20 protein-coding genes and 1 tRNA gene are annotated in these 14,668 nt (G+C 69.2%); 13 read left to right on the top strand and 8 right to left on the bottom strand.

The window, feature by feature from the left end; all coding sequences use genetic code 11:
- Window positions 1–6: 6 nt before the first annotated feature.
- The gene (locus FBR43_RS01875) at window positions 7–648 is read right to left on the bottom strand and encodes an NrsF family protein (RefSeq protein ID WP_136941530.1); all 642 of its coding nucleotides are present in this window, start codon (window positions 646–648) and stop codon (window positions 7–9) included.
- Window positions 645–1,169 (bottom strand): sigma-70 family RNA polymerase sigma factor, encoded by a 525-nt coding sequence (locus FBR43_RS01870; protein WP_317128302.1) that lies wholly within the window; start codon window positions 1,167–1,169, stop codon window positions 645–647. The genes FBR43_RS01875 and FBR43_RS01870 overlap by 4 nt, the downstream gene beginning before the upstream one ends.
- 140 nt (window positions 1,170–1,309) lie before the next feature.
- On the opposite strand from FBR43_RS01870, the gene FBR43_RS01865 reads away from it, so the two are divergent.
- From FBR43_RS01865 to purQ, 7 genes are all read left to right on the top strand, one after another.
- Entirely contained in the window at window positions 1,310–1,699 is a 390-nt protein-coding gene (locus FBR43_RS01865) for a thioredoxin family protein (RefSeq protein WP_136941529.1), read from the top strand.
- A 5-nt stretch (window positions 1,700–1,704) separates the two neighbouring features.
- A complete protein-coding gene (locus FBR43_RS01860; RefSeq protein ID WP_249276427.1) occupies window positions 1,705–2,421 on the top strand; it encodes a cytochrome c biogenesis CcdA family protein in 717 nt (238 codons plus the stop codon).
- Window positions 2,422–2,498: 77 nt separating this feature from the next.
- Window positions 2,499–3,725, top strand: a complete 1,227-nt coding sequence (locus FBR43_RS01855) for a type II secretion system F family protein (RefSeq protein ID WP_136941527.1) — start codon at window positions 2,499–2,501, stop codon at window positions 3,723–3,725.
- Between the two features lie 46 nt (window positions 3,726–3,771).
- Entirely contained in the window at window positions 3,772–4,473 is a 702-nt protein-coding gene (locus tag FBR43_RS01850; protein ID WP_136941526.1) for an SDR family NAD(P)-dependent oxidoreductase, read from the top strand.
- A complete protein-coding gene (locus FBR43_RS01845) occupies window positions 4,470–5,384 on the top strand; it encodes a 50S ribosomal protein L11 methyltransferase (RefSeq protein WP_136941525.1) in 915 nt (304 codons plus the stop codon). Before FBR43_RS01850 ends, FBR43_RS01845 begins: the two co-directional genes overlap by 4 nt.
- 115 nt (window positions 5,385–5,499) lie before the next feature.
- The gene (purS, locus tag FBR43_RS01840) at window positions 5,500–5,733 is read left to right on the top strand and encodes a phosphoribosylformylglycinamidine synthase subunit PurS (RefSeq protein ID WP_136941524.1); all 234 of its coding nucleotides are present in this window, start codon (window positions 5,500–5,502) and stop codon (window positions 5,731–5,733) included.
- The gene (gene purQ, locus FBR43_RS01835; RefSeq protein ID WP_136941523.1) at window positions 5,730–6,395 is read left to right on the top strand and encodes a phosphoribosylformylglycinamidine synthase subunit PurQ; all 666 of its coding nucleotides are present in this window, start codon (window positions 5,730–5,732) and stop codon (window positions 6,393–6,395) included. The genes purS and purQ overlap by 4 nt, the downstream gene beginning before the upstream one ends.
- Here the strand turns inward: purQ and FBR43_RS01830 are convergent.
- Complete coding sequence (locus FBR43_RS01830) at window positions 6,363–6,743, bottom strand: hypothetical protein (RefSeq protein WP_136941522.1); 381 nt, start codon at window positions 6,741–6,743, stop codon at window positions 6,363–6,365. The two genes, purQ and FBR43_RS01830, sit on opposite strands and share 33 nt — an antisense overlap.
- Before the next feature lie 7 nt (window positions 6,744–6,750).
- Window positions 6,751–7,482: a queuosine precursor transporter gene (locus FBR43_RS01825; protein WP_136941521.1), complete on the bottom strand. Its 732-nt coding sequence runs from the start codon at window positions 7,480–7,482 to the stop codon at window positions 6,751–6,753.
- A 60-nt stretch (window positions 7,483–7,542) separates the two neighbouring features.
- On the opposite strand from FBR43_RS01825, the gene FBR43_RS01820 reads away from it, so the two are divergent.
- A tRNA-Arg gene (locus FBR43_RS01820) sits at window positions 7,543–7,619 on the top strand.
- A 20-nt stretch (window positions 7,620–7,639) separates the two neighbouring features.
- Here the strand turns inward: FBR43_RS01820 and FBR43_RS01815 are convergent.
- Both FBR43_RS01815 and FBR43_RS01810 read right to left on the bottom strand, forming a co-directional pair.
- The gene (locus tag FBR43_RS01815; RefSeq protein WP_136941520.1) at window positions 7,640–8,749 is read right to left on the bottom strand and encodes a M14 family metallopeptidase; all 1,110 of its coding nucleotides are present in this window, start codon (window positions 8,747–8,749) and stop codon (window positions 7,640–7,642) included.
- Window positions 8,746–9,273: a DUF4136 domain-containing protein gene (locus tag FBR43_RS01810; protein WP_212611869.1), complete on the bottom strand. Its 528-nt coding sequence runs from the start codon at window positions 9,271–9,273 to the stop codon at window positions 8,746–8,748. The genes FBR43_RS01815 and FBR43_RS01810 overlap by 4 nt, the downstream gene beginning before the upstream one ends.
- 231 nt (window positions 9,274–9,504) lie before the next feature.
- Here FBR43_RS01810 and ykgO point away from each other — a divergent pair, with 231 nt between their 5' ends.
- The 3 genes from ykgO to FBR43_RS01795 are packed head-to-tail and all read left to right on the top strand — an operon-like array spanning window position 9,505 to window position 10,933.
- Window positions 9,505–9,630, top strand: coding sequence for a type B 50S ribosomal protein L36 (ykgO, locus tag FBR43_RS01805; protein ID WP_033920696.1), 126 nt, complete (start codon window positions 9,505–9,507; stop codon window positions 9,628–9,630).
- Window positions 9,631–9,638: 8 nt separating this feature from the next.
- Window positions 9,639–10,262: an HAD family hydrolase gene (locus FBR43_RS01800; RefSeq protein ID WP_136941518.1), complete on the top strand. Its 624-nt coding sequence runs from the start codon at window positions 9,639–9,641 to the stop codon at window positions 10,260–10,262.
- Window positions 10,259–10,933 carry a nitroreductase gene (locus FBR43_RS01795; protein WP_212611868.1) on the top strand — a complete coding sequence of 225 codons (675 nt, stop codon included), beginning with the start codon at window positions 10,259–10,261 and terminating at the stop codon, window positions 10,931–10,933. The genes FBR43_RS01800 and FBR43_RS01795 overlap by 4 nt, the downstream gene beginning before the upstream one ends.
- Before the next feature lie 10 nt (window positions 10,934–10,943).
- Here the strand turns inward: FBR43_RS01795 and FBR43_RS01790 are convergent, their stop codons facing one another.
- Both FBR43_RS01790 and pyk read right to left on the bottom strand, forming a co-directional pair.
- A complete protein-coding gene (locus FBR43_RS01790) occupies window positions 10,944–11,348 on the bottom strand; it encodes a GNAT family N-acetyltransferase (protein ID WP_136941517.1) in 405 nt (134 codons plus the stop codon).
- Window positions 11,349–11,430: 82 nt separating this feature from the next.
- Window positions 11,431–12,894, bottom strand: a complete 1,464-nt coding sequence (gene pyk, locus FBR43_RS01785) for a pyruvate kinase (protein ID WP_136941516.1) — start codon at window positions 12,892–12,894, stop codon at window positions 11,431–11,433.
- Window positions 12,895–12,974: 80 nt separating this feature from the next.
- On the opposite strand from pyk, the gene FBR43_RS01780 reads away from it, so the two are divergent.
- Together FBR43_RS01780 and FBR43_RS01775 are read left to right on the top strand one after the other, a co-directional pair.
- Window positions 12,975–13,271, top strand: coding sequence for a DUF1244 domain-containing protein (locus FBR43_RS01780; RefSeq protein ID WP_136941515.1), 297 nt, complete (start codon window positions 12,975–12,977; stop codon window positions 13,269–13,271).
- A 60-nt stretch (window positions 13,272–13,331) separates the two neighbouring features.
- Window positions 13,332–14,660 carry a metal-dependent hydrolase family protein gene (locus tag FBR43_RS01775; RefSeq protein WP_136941514.1) on the top strand — a complete coding sequence of 443 codons (1,329 nt, stop codon included), beginning with the start codon at window positions 13,332–13,334 and terminating at the stop codon, window positions 14,658–14,660.
- Window positions 14,661–14,668 lie beyond the last annotated feature (8 nt).

Genomic DNA, 14,668 nt, shown 5'->3' with positions numbered 1-14,668 from the left:
CCGGCGCTACCAGCGCAGCAGCGGCGGCGCGACGAGCCTGCCCAGCCCGGCGCTGATCGCGATCGCAAGGCCGTACCAGACCGCGAAATACTCGATCGACGTAGAGGGGCAGTGCAGGCTGTAGGCGAAGCTGCCCAATCCGCCTGCCGCCAGCCCGCTCAACCATCCGGCGCGGTGCGGATCGGTGACGGCGCCGCTCCGCAGCCACGCCAGCAGCACGGCGAGGATGGCTGCCGCACTTGAGAGGCTGATGACGAGGCACGACGCTATCATCGGGGCCGAAAGCATCTCGTGCGGGGTCGGTGCACCTGCAAGCGTCAGGATCGCCGCGGTGAGCGGGAAGAGGCCGATCGCCGCGAGCGCCCAGCGCCAGCCGTGGCGATGCTCGCCGATCGAAGGCCGCGCGGCGGCGGTCGCGGCGTGCAGCGTCGCGACGCCCAACAGCACCAGCGCCGCCGATCGCAGCACTACCAGCGGATCAGGCGCCAGCGCCGCCACATCCGGTCGCAGCCCGGCGGCGACCGCGACGACTGCTACTACCCCCAGCGTCGCGGCCGTCACCAGCGCGAAGCCACGGGCGGGCCGCAGCCGGCGAACGGGTCGCAGATCCGCCACCAGTCCGTCGATGCGAAAATCCTCGTTCATCATGCTTTCTCCACCAGCGCGGCAAGCCGCTTGAGGCCGCGATGGACGTTTACTTTCACCAAAGCTTCGGACTGGCCGGTGCGCGCCGACGCCTCCGCCACCGAAAGACCGTCGATCTTGACCAGTCGGATCACCATGACCTGCCGGTCGGGCAGATAGGCCAGCAGCGCGTCGAGGCTGATCCGCGCGGTTTCGGCCGCGTCGATCGGGTCGGCCGCCAGATCGTCGCGCAGCAGCGTCTCGTCGGCACGGTAGCCGCGCCGGAGCTGATCGACCCAGCGATAGCGCGCGATCGCCGCCAGCCACGGCAGATAGGGCCGCGCCGGATCGAAGGTGGCACGCTTGGCGTGCACCGATGCCAGCGTGTCCTGCACCAGATCGTCGATCAGGTGCGGAGCGATCCGCCCGCCGAAATAGCGGCGCAGCCAGCGCCCGCTCTGCTCGAGCAGCGTGCGATAGGCGTGCGCATCGCCCGCCTGCGCACGCGCCATCAGCTCGCCAAGCGGTCGATCGCCGAACATCATCGCGGGCTGGCTGCAACGGACATGGCACGGGTTCGCTCGATCGGTCGCGAAAGTTACGCGGTCCACATGGTGTAACCGCTAAAGACCAAGCGGCGAACCACGTGCAGCGCCGCCCCGGCGCGTCAGGAAGGAACACGCACATGTATCGCACGCTCGCTGCCGCCGCGCTCGTGGTCGCCATCAGCGCCCCCGCGCAAGCCGCCGACATCCGCCCCTTCGATGCGCGCGCGTTCGCCGCCGCACAGGCGGCCGGCAAGCCCATCCTGATCGAGGTACATGCGCCGTGGTGCCCGGTATGCGCCGCGCAGGGCAAAGCGATCCAGAAGCTCACTGCCGGTGGCGCGCATCCCGACCTCATGATCTTTCGCATCGACTACGACAGCCAGAAGCCGCTCTGGCAGAAGTTCGGCGCGCAGAAGCAGTCGACGCTGATCGCCTTTCGCGGTCGCACCGAAACGGGGCGGCTGGCGTACCAGACTGACGAGGCGAAGATCGCCGCGCTGCTCGCCGGCACGCGCGCACCGCGTTGAGCGACGTGCTCAATCCCGCGCTCGCTTTCGCGGCGGGGGCGCTCACTATCCTGTCGCCGTGCGTGCTGCCGCTGGTGCCGATCGTGCTGGGCAGCGCGGCGCAGGAAAATCGCTTTGGCCCGCTGGCGCTGGCGGGCGGGCTGGTGGCGGGGTTCACCACTGTCGGCTTCGCGGTGGCGACACTGGGCGTGGCGGCGGGGATCGATCCCGAATGGGTAAGGCTGGCAGGTGCGGCGATGCTGGGGCTGTTCGGCCTGGCGCTGTTGCTGCCGCAGGGACAGGCGGTGCTTGAACGCGCCACCGCGCCCGCCGCGCGCTGGGCGAGCGATCGCCAGGCGGGGCTCGAACGCCACGGGCTGGCGGGGCAGGCCGCGATCGGCGCGTTGCTGGGCATCGTCTGGAGCCCCTGTGTCGGGCCGACGCTGGGTGCCGCCACGGTACTCGCCTCGCAGGGAGAAAGCCTTGCCGGCGTCGCGGTGGTCATGCTGGCCTTCGGCCTTGGCATCGCCGCAGTGATGCTGGCGATCGCCACGATGGGACGGCCGCTGCTGATGCGGGTGCGTCAGCGGATGATGCGGGCCGGCGCCGGTGGTCGGCGGCTGCTGGGCGCACTGCTGCTGGTGGTGGCGCTGTTCATCGGTACGGGCCTTGATCGCGTGATCGAGGCGCAAATCCTGAGCATTTCACCCGATTGGCTGATCTCTGCGAGCACCGCGATCTGATCGCGGTGTGAAGAACGGAGCGGCGCCGCCGGACCCCCCTCTGTCCGGCGGCGCCAAGCTGTGCTTAAGACGGGGGCATGACCGCCTTCGCCTATCGTGCCGCCGATCGCGCGGGCAGCCAGAAAAAGGGCATCATCGAGGCGTCGTCGCCCGCCGCGGCGCGCGCGCTGCTGCGCGAGCAGGCGTTGCTGCCGCTGTCGGTGGTGCCCGCCAACGACACCGCACCTGCCTTGGGCGGCTTGCGGTTGCCCGGCTTGCGCCGTCGCGGCCTGAGTGCGCGCCAGCTCGCCACGGTGACGCGCCAGATCTCGACGCTAGTGGGCTCGGACATCCCGATCGAGGAAGCGGTACGCCTCGTCGCCCAGCAGTCCGAAGTGCCGGCGGTGCGCGCGGTGCTGACCGACGTGCGCGGCGCAATCCTCGACGGGCGCAGCTTCGCCGCCGCGCTTGGCCAGCATCCGCGCGCCTTTCCCGAATTCTACCGCGCCTCTGTCGCGGCGGGCGAGCAGTCGGGCAAGCTCGCGAGCGTGCTCGATCATCTCGCGCAGTTCGTCGAGACGCGGCAGGCCAATGGCCAGAAGATACAGCTGGCACTGCTCTACCCCGCGCTGCTGGCGGCCGTCAGCTTCGGCATGATGGTGTTGCTGATGGTGTATGTGGTGCCCGATATCGTGCGCGTGTTCGTGTCGCGCGGTGCCGAGCTGCCCTTCCTCACGCGCGCACTGATCGCGGTGAGCGCGTTCCTCCAGAATTACGGGCTGTATCTGCTGATCGCCTCGGCGGTCGCGTTCCTGCTGTTCGGGCGATGGAGCCGCGTGCCCGCCAACCGGATGGCGGTGCACCGCTTCTTCAGCGAGCGGCGCCCGTTCGCGCGGTTCAGCCGCCAGTTCAACGCCGCGCGCTTCGCGGGCAGCCTCGCCACGCTGGTCGAAAGCGCGGTGCCGCTGGTCGAGGCGTTGCAGGCCGCCGCCGCCGTCACGCCCAACCTGCACGTGCGTGCCAAGGCGCTGACGATCGCGCAGCGCGTGCGCGAGGGGCTGAGCCTGCGCGCGGCGATGGCCGAATCGGGCGTGTTCCCCTCGATGCTGGTGGCGATCGTCGCCTCGGGCGAATCGAGCGGGCGGCTGGCGCCGGCGCTGGGCCGTGCGTCGGGAGAACTCGAACGCGAGCTCGATGCGCTGGTGGCGACGCTGGTGGCGCTGGTCGAGCCGCTGGTGCTCTTGCTGATGGGCGGCCTCGTGCTGCTGATGGTGCTCGCCATCCTGCTGCCGATCATCAACCTCAACAATCTGGTGGGCATGTAGGCGCCGGGCGGTTGCCCGCCATCGCCGCGCGCCGTATCGCCGGGGCATGACGCACATCCTCCTCACCGGCGCGAGCCGTGGCATCGGCGCCGCGATCGCCCAGACGCTTGCCGCCGTGCCCGGCGCCCGCGTGGCGGGCCAGTCGACACGCGGCGATTTCGCCGCCGATTTCGCCGATCCCGCGGCGCCCGCCGATCTGTGGCGCCGTGCATTGGAAGCGATGGACGGGCGGATCGACGTGCTCGTCAACAATGCCGGCGTGTTCGAGGCATCGCCGCTCGACGCCGCGCATGACGATTGGGTCGCGGCATGGGAGCGCACGCTGCGCATCAACCTCACCGCATCGGCCGAGCTGTGCCGGCTCGCGGTGCGTCACTGGCAGGAAAGCGGGCGTGGGGGGCGCATCGTCAACATCGCCAGCCGCGCCGCCTATCGCGGCGACAGCCCCGCGCACTGGCATTATGCGGCATCGAAGGCGGGCATGGTAGGCATGACCAAGTCGATCGCGCGGGGGTATGCGCGCGAAAACATCCTCGCCTTCGCGATCTGTCCCGGCTTCACGATGACGGGCATGGCCGAGGATTATCTGGAGAGCCGCGGCGGCGACAAGCTGCTCGCCGACATCCCGCTCGGTCGCGTCGCCGATCCGGCGGAAGTGGCGGTGATGGCACGGTTCTGCGCGATCGAGGCGCCGGCGTCGATGACGGGCGCGGTGCTCGACATCAACGGCGCGAGCTATGTGCGATGAGCGACAGCTGGAAGATCACGCTGCCGTGCACGCGCGCCGAGGCCGAGGCAATCGACCCCGAGGGCCCGGCCTTCGCAGCGATGACGGCACCGCCGGTGCTGCTGACGCGCGAACTGACCGAAGACGATGTCGAGGACTGGGTGCTCGACGCCTATTTCCAGGACAAGCCCGGTCGCACCGAGATCGCGCTGCTGCGCGCGCTGGTGCCGAGTGCAGGCGGCGTGAAGGTGAAGCCCGAGCGGATCGCCGAGCAGGACTGGGTGACGCTGAGCCAGGCGGGGCTCGAGCCGGTGCAGGCGGGGCGTTTCTACGTTCACACCAGCGCCAATCGCGGCGATCCGCCGGCGGGTGCGCGCGCCTTCCATATCGAGGCCGGGCTGGCCTTCGGCACCGGCCACCACGAGACGACGACGGGCTGCCTGCTGACGCTCGAGGCGATGCGCGCTCGCGGCATGCAGGTACGCAACCTGATCGACGTGGGCACCGGCACCGGCCTGCTCGCCTTCGCCGCGATGCATCTGTGGCCGCGCGCACGCGCGACGGCATCGGACATCGATCCGATCTCGATCGACGTGACGCGCGCCAATGCCGCCGCCAATGGCGTGCGACTGGGCGCCGGCCCTGGCCGCCTCGCGTTAGCGGTAGCGCCCGGCATGGCGCATGCCGATATCGAGCGGCGCGCGCCCTATGACCTGGTGCTCGCCAACATCATCGCCGCACCGCTGATAGAGCTGGCGCCCGTCATCGCCGCCGCCACCGCGCCCGGCGGCACCGTGGTGCTCGCCGGCCTGCTCGAACGCCAGGCCGCCGCCGTCGCGCAGGCCTATCGCCGGCACGGCTTTCGTATCGCCGGTCGCGTGACGCTGGGCGACTGGCCTACGCTGCGCATGGTCCGCCGGCCTATCCGCTAGAGTGATCCTTGCTGCGATGCCTCGCGCAGACGCGTGGACGCGCGATGAAACTTGCGGGGCGGCGGCGGGCGCGCCATAGCCCCCGCGACCCCAAGCAGTACCGGAACGCCGCGCCATGAAGCTCCGCATCATCGTCACGCTCAAGCCCGGCGTCCTCGATCCCCAGGGCAAGGCGATCGAGCACGCGCTCGGTTCGCTGGGCTTCGCCGGCATCGAATCGGTGCGCGCGGGCAAGCTGTTCGAGCTCGACGTTGCCGACGATACGAGCGACGAAGCGATCGACGCGATGTGCCGTCAGCTGCTCGCGAACACGGTCATCGAGAAGTACCGGGTCGAGAAGGCGGCATGAAATCGGCGGTCATCGTCTTTCCGGGCTCGAACTGCGATCGCGACATCGCGGTCGCGCTGCGCGAGGTTTCGGGAAGTGCCCCGGCGATGGTTTGGCATCGCGAGACTGAGCTTCCCGCCGATCTCGATCTCGTCGCGGTGCCGGGCGGCTTTTCCTATGGCGACTATCTGCGTTGCGGTGCCATCGCCGCGCGCTCGCCCGTCGTCGCCGCGGTGCACGCAGCGGCGGCACGCGGCGTGCCGGTGATCGGCATCTGCAACGGCTTCCAGATCCTTACCGAAACGGGGCTGCTGCCGGGCGCGTTGATGCGCAATACCGGGCTCGACTTCGTGTGCCGCGACGCGGCGCTGACGGTGGCGAACACCGATACGCGCTTCACGCGTGGCTATGCGGCGGACGAGGCGATCACGATTCCCGTGGCGCATCATGACGGCAATTACGTCGCCGACGCCGACACGCTCGACCGGCTCGAAGGCGAGGGACGCGTCGCGTTCCGCTATGCCGAACCGGTCAACGGATCGGCGCGCGACATCGCGGGCATCGTCAGCGAGGGCGGCAACGTGCTGGGCATGATGCCGCATCCCGAGCGGCGCATCGAAGCCGCGCATGGCGGCACCGATGGGCGCCGGCTATTCGAGGGGCTGCTCGCCGCCGTCGCCTGAAGCTTCGCTGTCGTCCAACCGATCGGGCGCGGTGCCGAACAGCAGCGTATGGCGGGCCAGCAGCATGATCGCGGCGGGCCAGAAGACCGTGCTCGCCAGATCCTTGCAATTTTCCGCCAGGTCGATGCCGCCGCCGGCGCGCCACAGCTCGATCGCGTCCCATATCTCGCCCGCCAGCGCCACTATCAGCACCACGACGACCGGCCAGCGGCTGCGCAGGTCGCAGCGTAGCAGAAGTGCCGTCGCCAGCATCACCGCGAGCCCGACATGCACGTGCAGTGCATCGCGGCCCAGCCCCACGGCGTCGACGAGCCAGGCCTTGCTGTCCTGAAACCTGCTTACGGTCATCGACGGATCAGACGCGCGTGCGGAATGGCGTGAAGTCGGTGGCGCGATCGAACACGTCGATCCCTTCGCGGCGCTTGAGCGCGCCCACCACGGCATAGGTGGCAGGCGTCAGCGCGGCTTCCCACGCGACCTTGAGCGCCCAGTTGCTCACCATGACGCTGAGCACCAGTTCGAGCGGCCATACGCCGAGGAACGCCAGCGGATAAAAGATAAGGCTGTCGACCGCCTGGCCCACCGCGGTCGAACCAATCGTGCGCGCCCACAGATGCCGCCCGCCCGTCCACAGCTTCATCCGCGCGAGCACATAGGAATTGACGAACTCGCCCGCCCAGAACGCCGCGATCGATGCCGCGACGATGCGTGGCACCGCGCCGAACACCGCCTGATAGGCTTCCTGACCTTCCCACCCTTCAGCCGGCGGCATCGCCACGACGATCGCCGACATGGCGGCGAGGAACAGCAACGCCGCGAAGCCCGCCCAGATGCAGCGGCGCGCGCGCGCATAGCCATATACCTCGGTCAGCACGTCGCCGATGACGTAGGAGATCGGGAAGAACAGGATGCCCGCGCCGAACTCGAACCCGCCGATCGCCGCCACCTTGCCCGCGCCGATCACGTTCGAGAGCACCAGCACGACGACGAACGCCGCCATGACGAAATCGAAATAGCGCAGGCTCCGCGCCGCCACCGCATCGGCAGCGACCGCACGCGGCGGTTCGGCGGGGGGAGGCGCGCTCATCGCCCGGCGCTATGATCGGCATTTCGCGGCGACGCAATCCACGCTAAGCGAACGCGGCGCGCGCCCGTAGCTCAGCTGGATAGAGCAAGGAGCTTCTACCTCCTTGGCCGGGGGTTCGAATCCCTCCGGGCGCGCCAAGCCACTTCCAGCGTCAGGCTCAGATCAGTTCGGCGAGCGTGTCGAGACAGGCGTGTGCCAGCGCCTTGCAGCGATCGGGCGACCAGCCTTCAACCGGGTCGGGCGCGGGGTCGTGGTCCTTGAACGGCATCTCGAGCGTCATCGAGACGGCGCCGAAGCGCTCGGCAAGCTGGTTGGTCGACATCGACAGATTGGCCTGTCCGGGCTTCGCCTTCTCGTAGCCGCGCTCGGTCTGGAACAGCGGCGTGCGCGCGGCGAGGCGCTGGCCATAGTCGTAGAAGCGCGCGCCGTGCGTATCGGTCCAGCGCGGGATGCCCTCGAAGCCGGCGAGGAAATTGGCGGGGATCGCCTCGTCGCCATGGACGTCGATGGCCCAGTCGACGCCCGTCGCTTCCATCGCCGTCTTCACCGCGAGCACTTCGGGGCTGCGTTCGGCGGTGGGCGCGTGCCATTCGCGATTGAGGTTCACGCCGGCGGCGTTGGTGCGCAGATGGCCGCGAAACGCACCATCGGGGTTCATGTTGGGGACGACATGCACGCGTGCCTTCGCGCGGATGGCCTGTGCCGCGGCATCGCCGGGATCGGTCAGCTTCTCGAGCGCGCCTTCCATCCACCACGCCGCCATCGATTCGCCGGGATGCTGGCGGCCATAAAGCCAGACGTGCAGCGGACCCTCGCCCAGTTCGAGGCAGTCGATCGACCGGCCCTCGATCGACTGGCCGAGCGTATGATGCGCCACGCCGGGCGCCATCGCGATGCGCGACACCAGATCATGCTGCCGCTCGAGCGAATAGGGCGCGAAATAGGCGAACCAGGCGATGTCGGTGTCGAATTCGTGTGCGAACTCGAGCACGCCATCGGCATAGCGCGTCTCGGTCATGCGCCAGTGCTGGCGGTCGGTGCTCACGCGCGTGCGGTAGCCGGGCCAGCCAAAGGCATAGGCGGCGCCGCCGGCGTTGAGGATGCGGAACACCAGCCGCCGCCCGCGCGCGCCGGCGACGCGGAAGTGGAACCACTGGTAAAAGTCCGAATGCGCATCGCGGCGGATTTCGAGGTCCACACGGTCGCCATCGATGCCGACGAGCTCGATATTGCCGCTATCGAACGCGGCGTTGATGTCGATATTCATGGCACCGTCGTAGTGATTCCCGACTGGCCCGGAAAGTCCCGGAACAAGGCATCGGCCATGCGCGCGGCCTGCGCTGCCGAGGCGGCCGGCGTTTCGGGCAGCGTGCCCTGCGTGCGCGCGGCGCCTTCCCACGTCACCGTATTGTCGACGCGCCGGCGGATCTTGGCGGTGAGCTCGGAAGTGACGAGCTGACGCGTGCGTCCGCCGAGCGCGGTGCTGAGGCCGCCGCCGACCGCGCCGCCCATGCCGCCGCTCACGCCGCCAAGCCCGATCGAGACCGGCGAGCCCGTGCGCACCGTTCCCGCCGCGGCGCGCGCGAACGATATTTCGAGAAGATATTCCGACGGCGAGCCATCAGGCACGCGCGAGAAGCCGAGGCCTCCCAAGCCCTGCGCCACAGCATTCACATAGGCGCCATATTCGTCGCTGATCTGCTCGGTCGATCGCAGCGGATCGACGGCGAAGGTGCCGGGGCGGATGGGGGTGCCGAGATTGTAGCGAATCACGTCGACGGGCCCGCGCACGGCACCGGTTGTCGAACAGGCGCTGGTCAATCCTGCGACCAAGACGATAGCGATACGAGCGAACATGGCTGACATCCCCTGGTCCACCGCCGCCGAATCGGCGTGGACAGGGCGTTGTAACGCGCGGGCAACGCTTTGGCTTCCCGGCGGTACGCCTTGACTTGGGCATGGGCCGCCGCTAGGCGAGCGCCTCTTTTCCAGACACCGACCAATTCATAAAGCGAGCCGGTCATGAAGATCGTCAATTCCCTCAAGTCGCTCAAGGGGCGGCACCGTGACAATCGCGTGATCCGCCGCCGCGGCCGCGTGTACGTTATCAACAAGACCAACCGCCGCTTCAAGGCGCGCCAGGGCTGAACAGCCCGATGGCGGAACGGGCTCCGCATGCCGTTATCTTCGATATCGGCAACGTCCTGTTCCACTGGCATCCGCGGTTCCTCTACGAGCGCCTGATCGAGGACGATCGGGCGCTCGATGCGTTCGTGCGCGACGTGGTTTCGCCCGAATGGCATTATCAGCATGACGAAGGTGCGGCGTTCGCCGATACTTCGGCGGCGCTGATCGCGCGCCATCCGCAGCATGCCGAGCTGATCGCCGCGTGGGCGCCGCGCTTCAACGAGAGCATCGGCGGCGCGGTAGCCGGTATGCACGAACTCGTCGCCGAGCTCGACGACGCCGGCGTGCCGCTGTTCGCGATCACCAATTTCAGCCACGAATTCTGGCCGCCATTCCGCGCGGAGCACGCCGCGCTGTTCGATCGCTTCGGCGACGTGGTGGTCTCGGGCACCGAGCGGCTGGTGAAGCCCGATCCCGCGATCTACCACCTCGCGCTCGATCGCTTCGGCCTGCACGCCCGCGATGCGGTATTCGTCGACGACAATCCGGCCAATGTCGAAGCCGCGCGCGTGCTCGGTATCGACAGCGAGCTGTTTGTCGATGCGCCGACGTTCCGCGCGCGGCTGGTGCGCCACGGGCTGCTGCCGGCGTGACGGGCGTGCGCGAGGCGATCGCGCAGCGCCGCTCGGTTCGCGCATTCCTGCCCGATCGGGTCGATCCCGCGCTGGTGCGCGAGCTCGTCGCGCTGGCGGGGCGGTCGCCATCGGGCGGCAACCTCCAGCCCTGGCATGTCGACCTTGTGCACGGGGGCGCGATGATGCGCCTCAAGGCGCTGATGGAGCGCCGCATCGTCGAGGCGCCGATGGGCGAAGGCGCCGAATATGCCGTCTATCCCCCGCAGATGGCTGCGCGATTCGATAAACGCCGGCGCGGCGTGGGGCAGGCGATGTATGCCGCACTCGGCATCGACCGCGCCGACCGCGCACGGCGCCAGGCGGTGTTCGCCGACAATTTCCGCTTCTTCGGTGCGCCGATGGCGATCTTCATCAGCGTCGAGCGCGATCACGGCCCGCCGCAATGGGCCGATTGCGGCATGTTCCTGCAATCGCTGATGCTGCTGCTGGTCGAAGCGGGGCTCGACAGTTGCGCGCAGGAAGCCTGGGCGATGTATCCGCGTACGCTCGGCGATTTCCTGAGGCTGCCGCCCGACCGCATGCTCTTCACCGGGCTTGCGATCGGCCGCCGCGATACGCACGCACCGGTCAACCGCTTCGCCGTCGACCGTGCCGACACGGGCGAATGGCTGGCCGAGCACGACAGCTGACGCGCTGCGGTCAGAAGCGCGGCTCGGCTCTCACGTCGAGGTGCAGGAACTGGTTGAACGCGCTCGCGCGATAGGTGCCGAAAGCCGGACCGTTCGCGAACCCGCGCTTCCGGTACAGCGCCAGTGCCGGCTCGAACGCCGGCCCGCTCCCCGTTTCGAGACTTAGCCGGTGCAGGCCCTGCCGGCGCGCCGCCGCGATAATGATCTCGAGGATCGCGGCGGCGGCGCCCCGGCGCAGCCAATCGGGATGCGTGCGCATCGATTTCACTTCGCCGCTGCGATCGGGCAAGCGCCGCAATGCGCCGACGGCGGCGATGTCGCGCCCGCGCCACGCGCTCCACACCGTCACGTCGGCGGCTTGCAGCCCCGACAGATCGAGCGCGAACACGCTCTCCGGCGGCGAATCGGCGCGCATCCCGGCGAGATGCAACGCGAGCAGCGCGCGCGTCGCCTCTCCGGTCAGATCGTCTTCGCGGATGTCGAACGCCGCGATGACCTTAGGCCTCGCGCGCGTAGTTCTTCAATTCGTCGCCGATGATCTGCGTGACGTGCAGCACGTTGGTCGAGCCGGGCGTGCCGAAGGGAACGCCCGCGCACACCACCACGCGCTCGCCGCCGCGCGCCAGATTGTGCCGCAGTGCCATGCGCTTCGACTTGGCGATCATCTCCTCGAACGAGGCGACGTCCTTGGTGTGGACGGCGTGGACGCCCCACAACAGCCCCAGCCGCCGCGCCGTCTCGGCGCGTGGGGTCAGCACCATGATCGGCACCGAAGGCCGCTCGCGCGCGATGCGCCGCGCGGTCGAGCCCGAGGTGGTGAAGCAGATGATCGCCGCCGCACTCACCGTCGCGCTAATCGACTTGGCCGCTTCCGCGAGCGCGTCGGCGGTCGTCGGATCGGGCTTCATCACGGTGAAGTGCACGCGGTCGCCATGCGCGGGGTCGCGCTCGACGGCGTTGGCGATGGCATCCATCATCGCCACCGATTCGACCGGCCACTGGCCCGCCGCACTCTCGGCCGACAGCATGATCGCGTCGGCGCCGTCATAGACCGCGGTCGCGACGTCGCTCACCTCGGCGCGCGTGGGGGTGGGGGCGGTAATCATCGATTCGAGCATCTGCGTGGCGACGATCACCGGGCGCCCCATGCGCCGCGCGGTCTCGACGATGCGCTTCTGCAAAGGCGGCACCGATTGCGGCGGGAGCTCGACGCCCAGATCGCCGCGCGCGACCATCACACCGTCGCACGCCTCGACGATCTCCTCGAGCCGGGCGACCGCGCTCGGCTTCTCGATCTTGGCGAGCAGCGCGGTGCGGCCGCCGATCAGGCGACGTGCCTCGGCCAGATCCTCGGGCCGCTGGACGAAGCTCAAGGCGATCCAGTCGACCGCCTGATCGACCGCGAAGGCGAGGTCGCTACGATCCTTGTCGGTCAGTGCCGCCATCGGCAGCACGACGTCGGGCACGTTCAGCCCCTTGGAGTTCGACAGCGCACCGCCGACCTCGACGATCGTCTCGATCCGGTCGTCGTCATGCTCGGTGACGCGCAGCACCAGCTTGCCATCGTCGAGCAGCAGCCGCGCGTCGCGCGCGATCGCCGCGAAGATTTCGCGATGCGGCAGCATCACGCGCGTCGCATCGCCCGGCGTCGCTTCGCGATCGAGGACGAAGCGCTGCCCGGCCTCGAGCATCACGCGCCCCTCGGCGAAGGCGCCGACGCGCAGCTTGGGGCCTTGGAGATCGGCAAGGATCGTGGTCGGCCGGCGATAGCGCGCCTCGAGACTGCGGATCGCCGCGATCACCGGCAGTTTCGATGCCTGGTCGCCATGGCTCATATTGATGCGGAACGCATCGGCGCCGGCCTCGAACAGCCGCCCGATCATCTCGGGCGTGTTGCTCGCGGGGCCGAGCGTGGCGAGCACGCGCACCTTGCGCGTCCGGGGGGCGATGGCCGTGTGCATGGGGTCTTGCGCTCCGCGGGTTGTTAGCGGGGCGGTCTAGCCAATATTGGCAGGCGATCAACCATGCATAGGATTGTACGATGCCCGCACTCGACGAACTCGACGACAAGGTGGCCGCCGCGGCGTTCCGCCGGCTGGTGCGTCACCTGCGCCATCGCACCGACGCGCAGAATGTCGACCTGATGGGGCTGGCGGGCTTCTGCCGCAACTGCCTGAGCGACTGGGTGGCCGAAGCGGGCGAGCTGACGAAGGATGACGCGCGCGAGGCGATTTACGGCATGCCCTATGCCGAGTGGAAGGCGCAGCACCAGGGCGAGGCCAGTCCCGAGCAACTGGCGCGGATGGCCGAAAGCGTGGCGAAGAACCAGACCGATTGAAGCTTTCCTTCCCAGCGTGCCTCATTAGGCTGTGCGCTCGATCGAGGGGAGGGACGATAGATGCGCAAGGCATTGGTTGCAGCGGCGTTGCTGGTTTCGACATCGGCATGGGCGCAGACGGCGTCGCCCGCGCCCGCTCCCTTGCCGAAGGTCAGCTACATTCATGCCGGCCAGCTGCTCGACCGCCCCGGCGAGCGTCCGCGCGGCGCCAGCACCATCGTGGTGCGCGACGGCAAGGTCGCCGAAGTGCGCGACGGCTTCGCAGCACCCGAAACGGGTGCCGAGCTGATCGACCTCAAGGACCGCTTCGTGTTGCCGGGGCTGATCGATCTCCACGTCCATCTGCTCGGCATCGGCGGCGACCCGATGCGCGCGCGGCTGCTGGCGCTCAACAACGAGATCGTCGACGACGCCTTCTACGGCGCGGGCAATGCGCGCGCGACGCTGATGGCGGGGTTCACCACGGTACGCGATCTGGGCGGCGAACCGCGCAGCTTGCGCGCGCTGCGCGATGCGGTCGCGCGCGGCGATGTCGCGGGGCCGACCATCGTCAATGCCGGCGCGCCGATTTCGGTGACGGGCGGGCATGGCGATCCGCTCAACGGCCTAGCCGAGCATTACGCCCACGGCATCGCCGATCAGGTGATGAACACCTGCGACGGGCCGGAAGATTGCCGCCGCGCGGTGCGCCGGCAGGTGGGACTGGGCGCGGAGGTCATCAAATTCATGGCGACGGGGGGCGTGCTCTCCAACGTCTCGGGCGGATTGGGCCGCGCGATGGAGCCCGACGAGATGCGCGCGGTGATCGACACCGCGCACGGCCTGGGCCGCAAGGTCGCCGCGCACAGCCATGCCGCCGCGGGCACGCGCGCAGCGGTGGAAGCGGGCGTCGACACGATCGACCATGGCAGCTTCCTCGATGACGCGACGATCCGGCTGATGAAGGAAAAGGGCACATGGCTGGTGCCCACCATGCTGGCGCCGCGCGCGGCGTTGCAGCAGGCGCGCGCCGGCATGTTGCCGCCCGCCACCATTCCCAAGGCCGAAGCCGCCGGGGCCGCCGCCGCCGCCAGCCACGCACGCGCGATCGCGGCGGGCGTCAAGATCGCCTTCGGGACCGACAGCGGCGTGTCGAAGCACGGCATCAACGCGCAGGAATTCGCGCTGATGGTGGAAGCGGGGATGACGCCCGCCGCAGCGATTCGTGCCGCCACGCTCGACGCCGCCGACGCGCTGGGTCGCGAGGACACGCTCGGCGCGCTGACGCCGGGGCGCGAAGCCGACATCATCGCCGTCAGCGGCAACCCGCTCGACGATGTGCGCGTGCTCGAGCGCGTCGGCTTCGTGATGGCCGACGGCGTCGTCCACAAGCACGAGGCGGCGCGCTAGGCGTTAGG

Origin of the sequence: Sphingomonas baiyangensis, assembly GCF_005144715.1 — a bacterium.
Taxonomy (GTDB): domain Bacteria; phylum Pseudomonadota; class Alphaproteobacteria; order Sphingomonadales; family Sphingomonadaceae; genus Sphingomonas; species Sphingomonas baiyangensis.
Note: the sequence above shows the minus strand (reverse complement) of the source record. Positions and strands in the feature narration are given on the sequence as shown.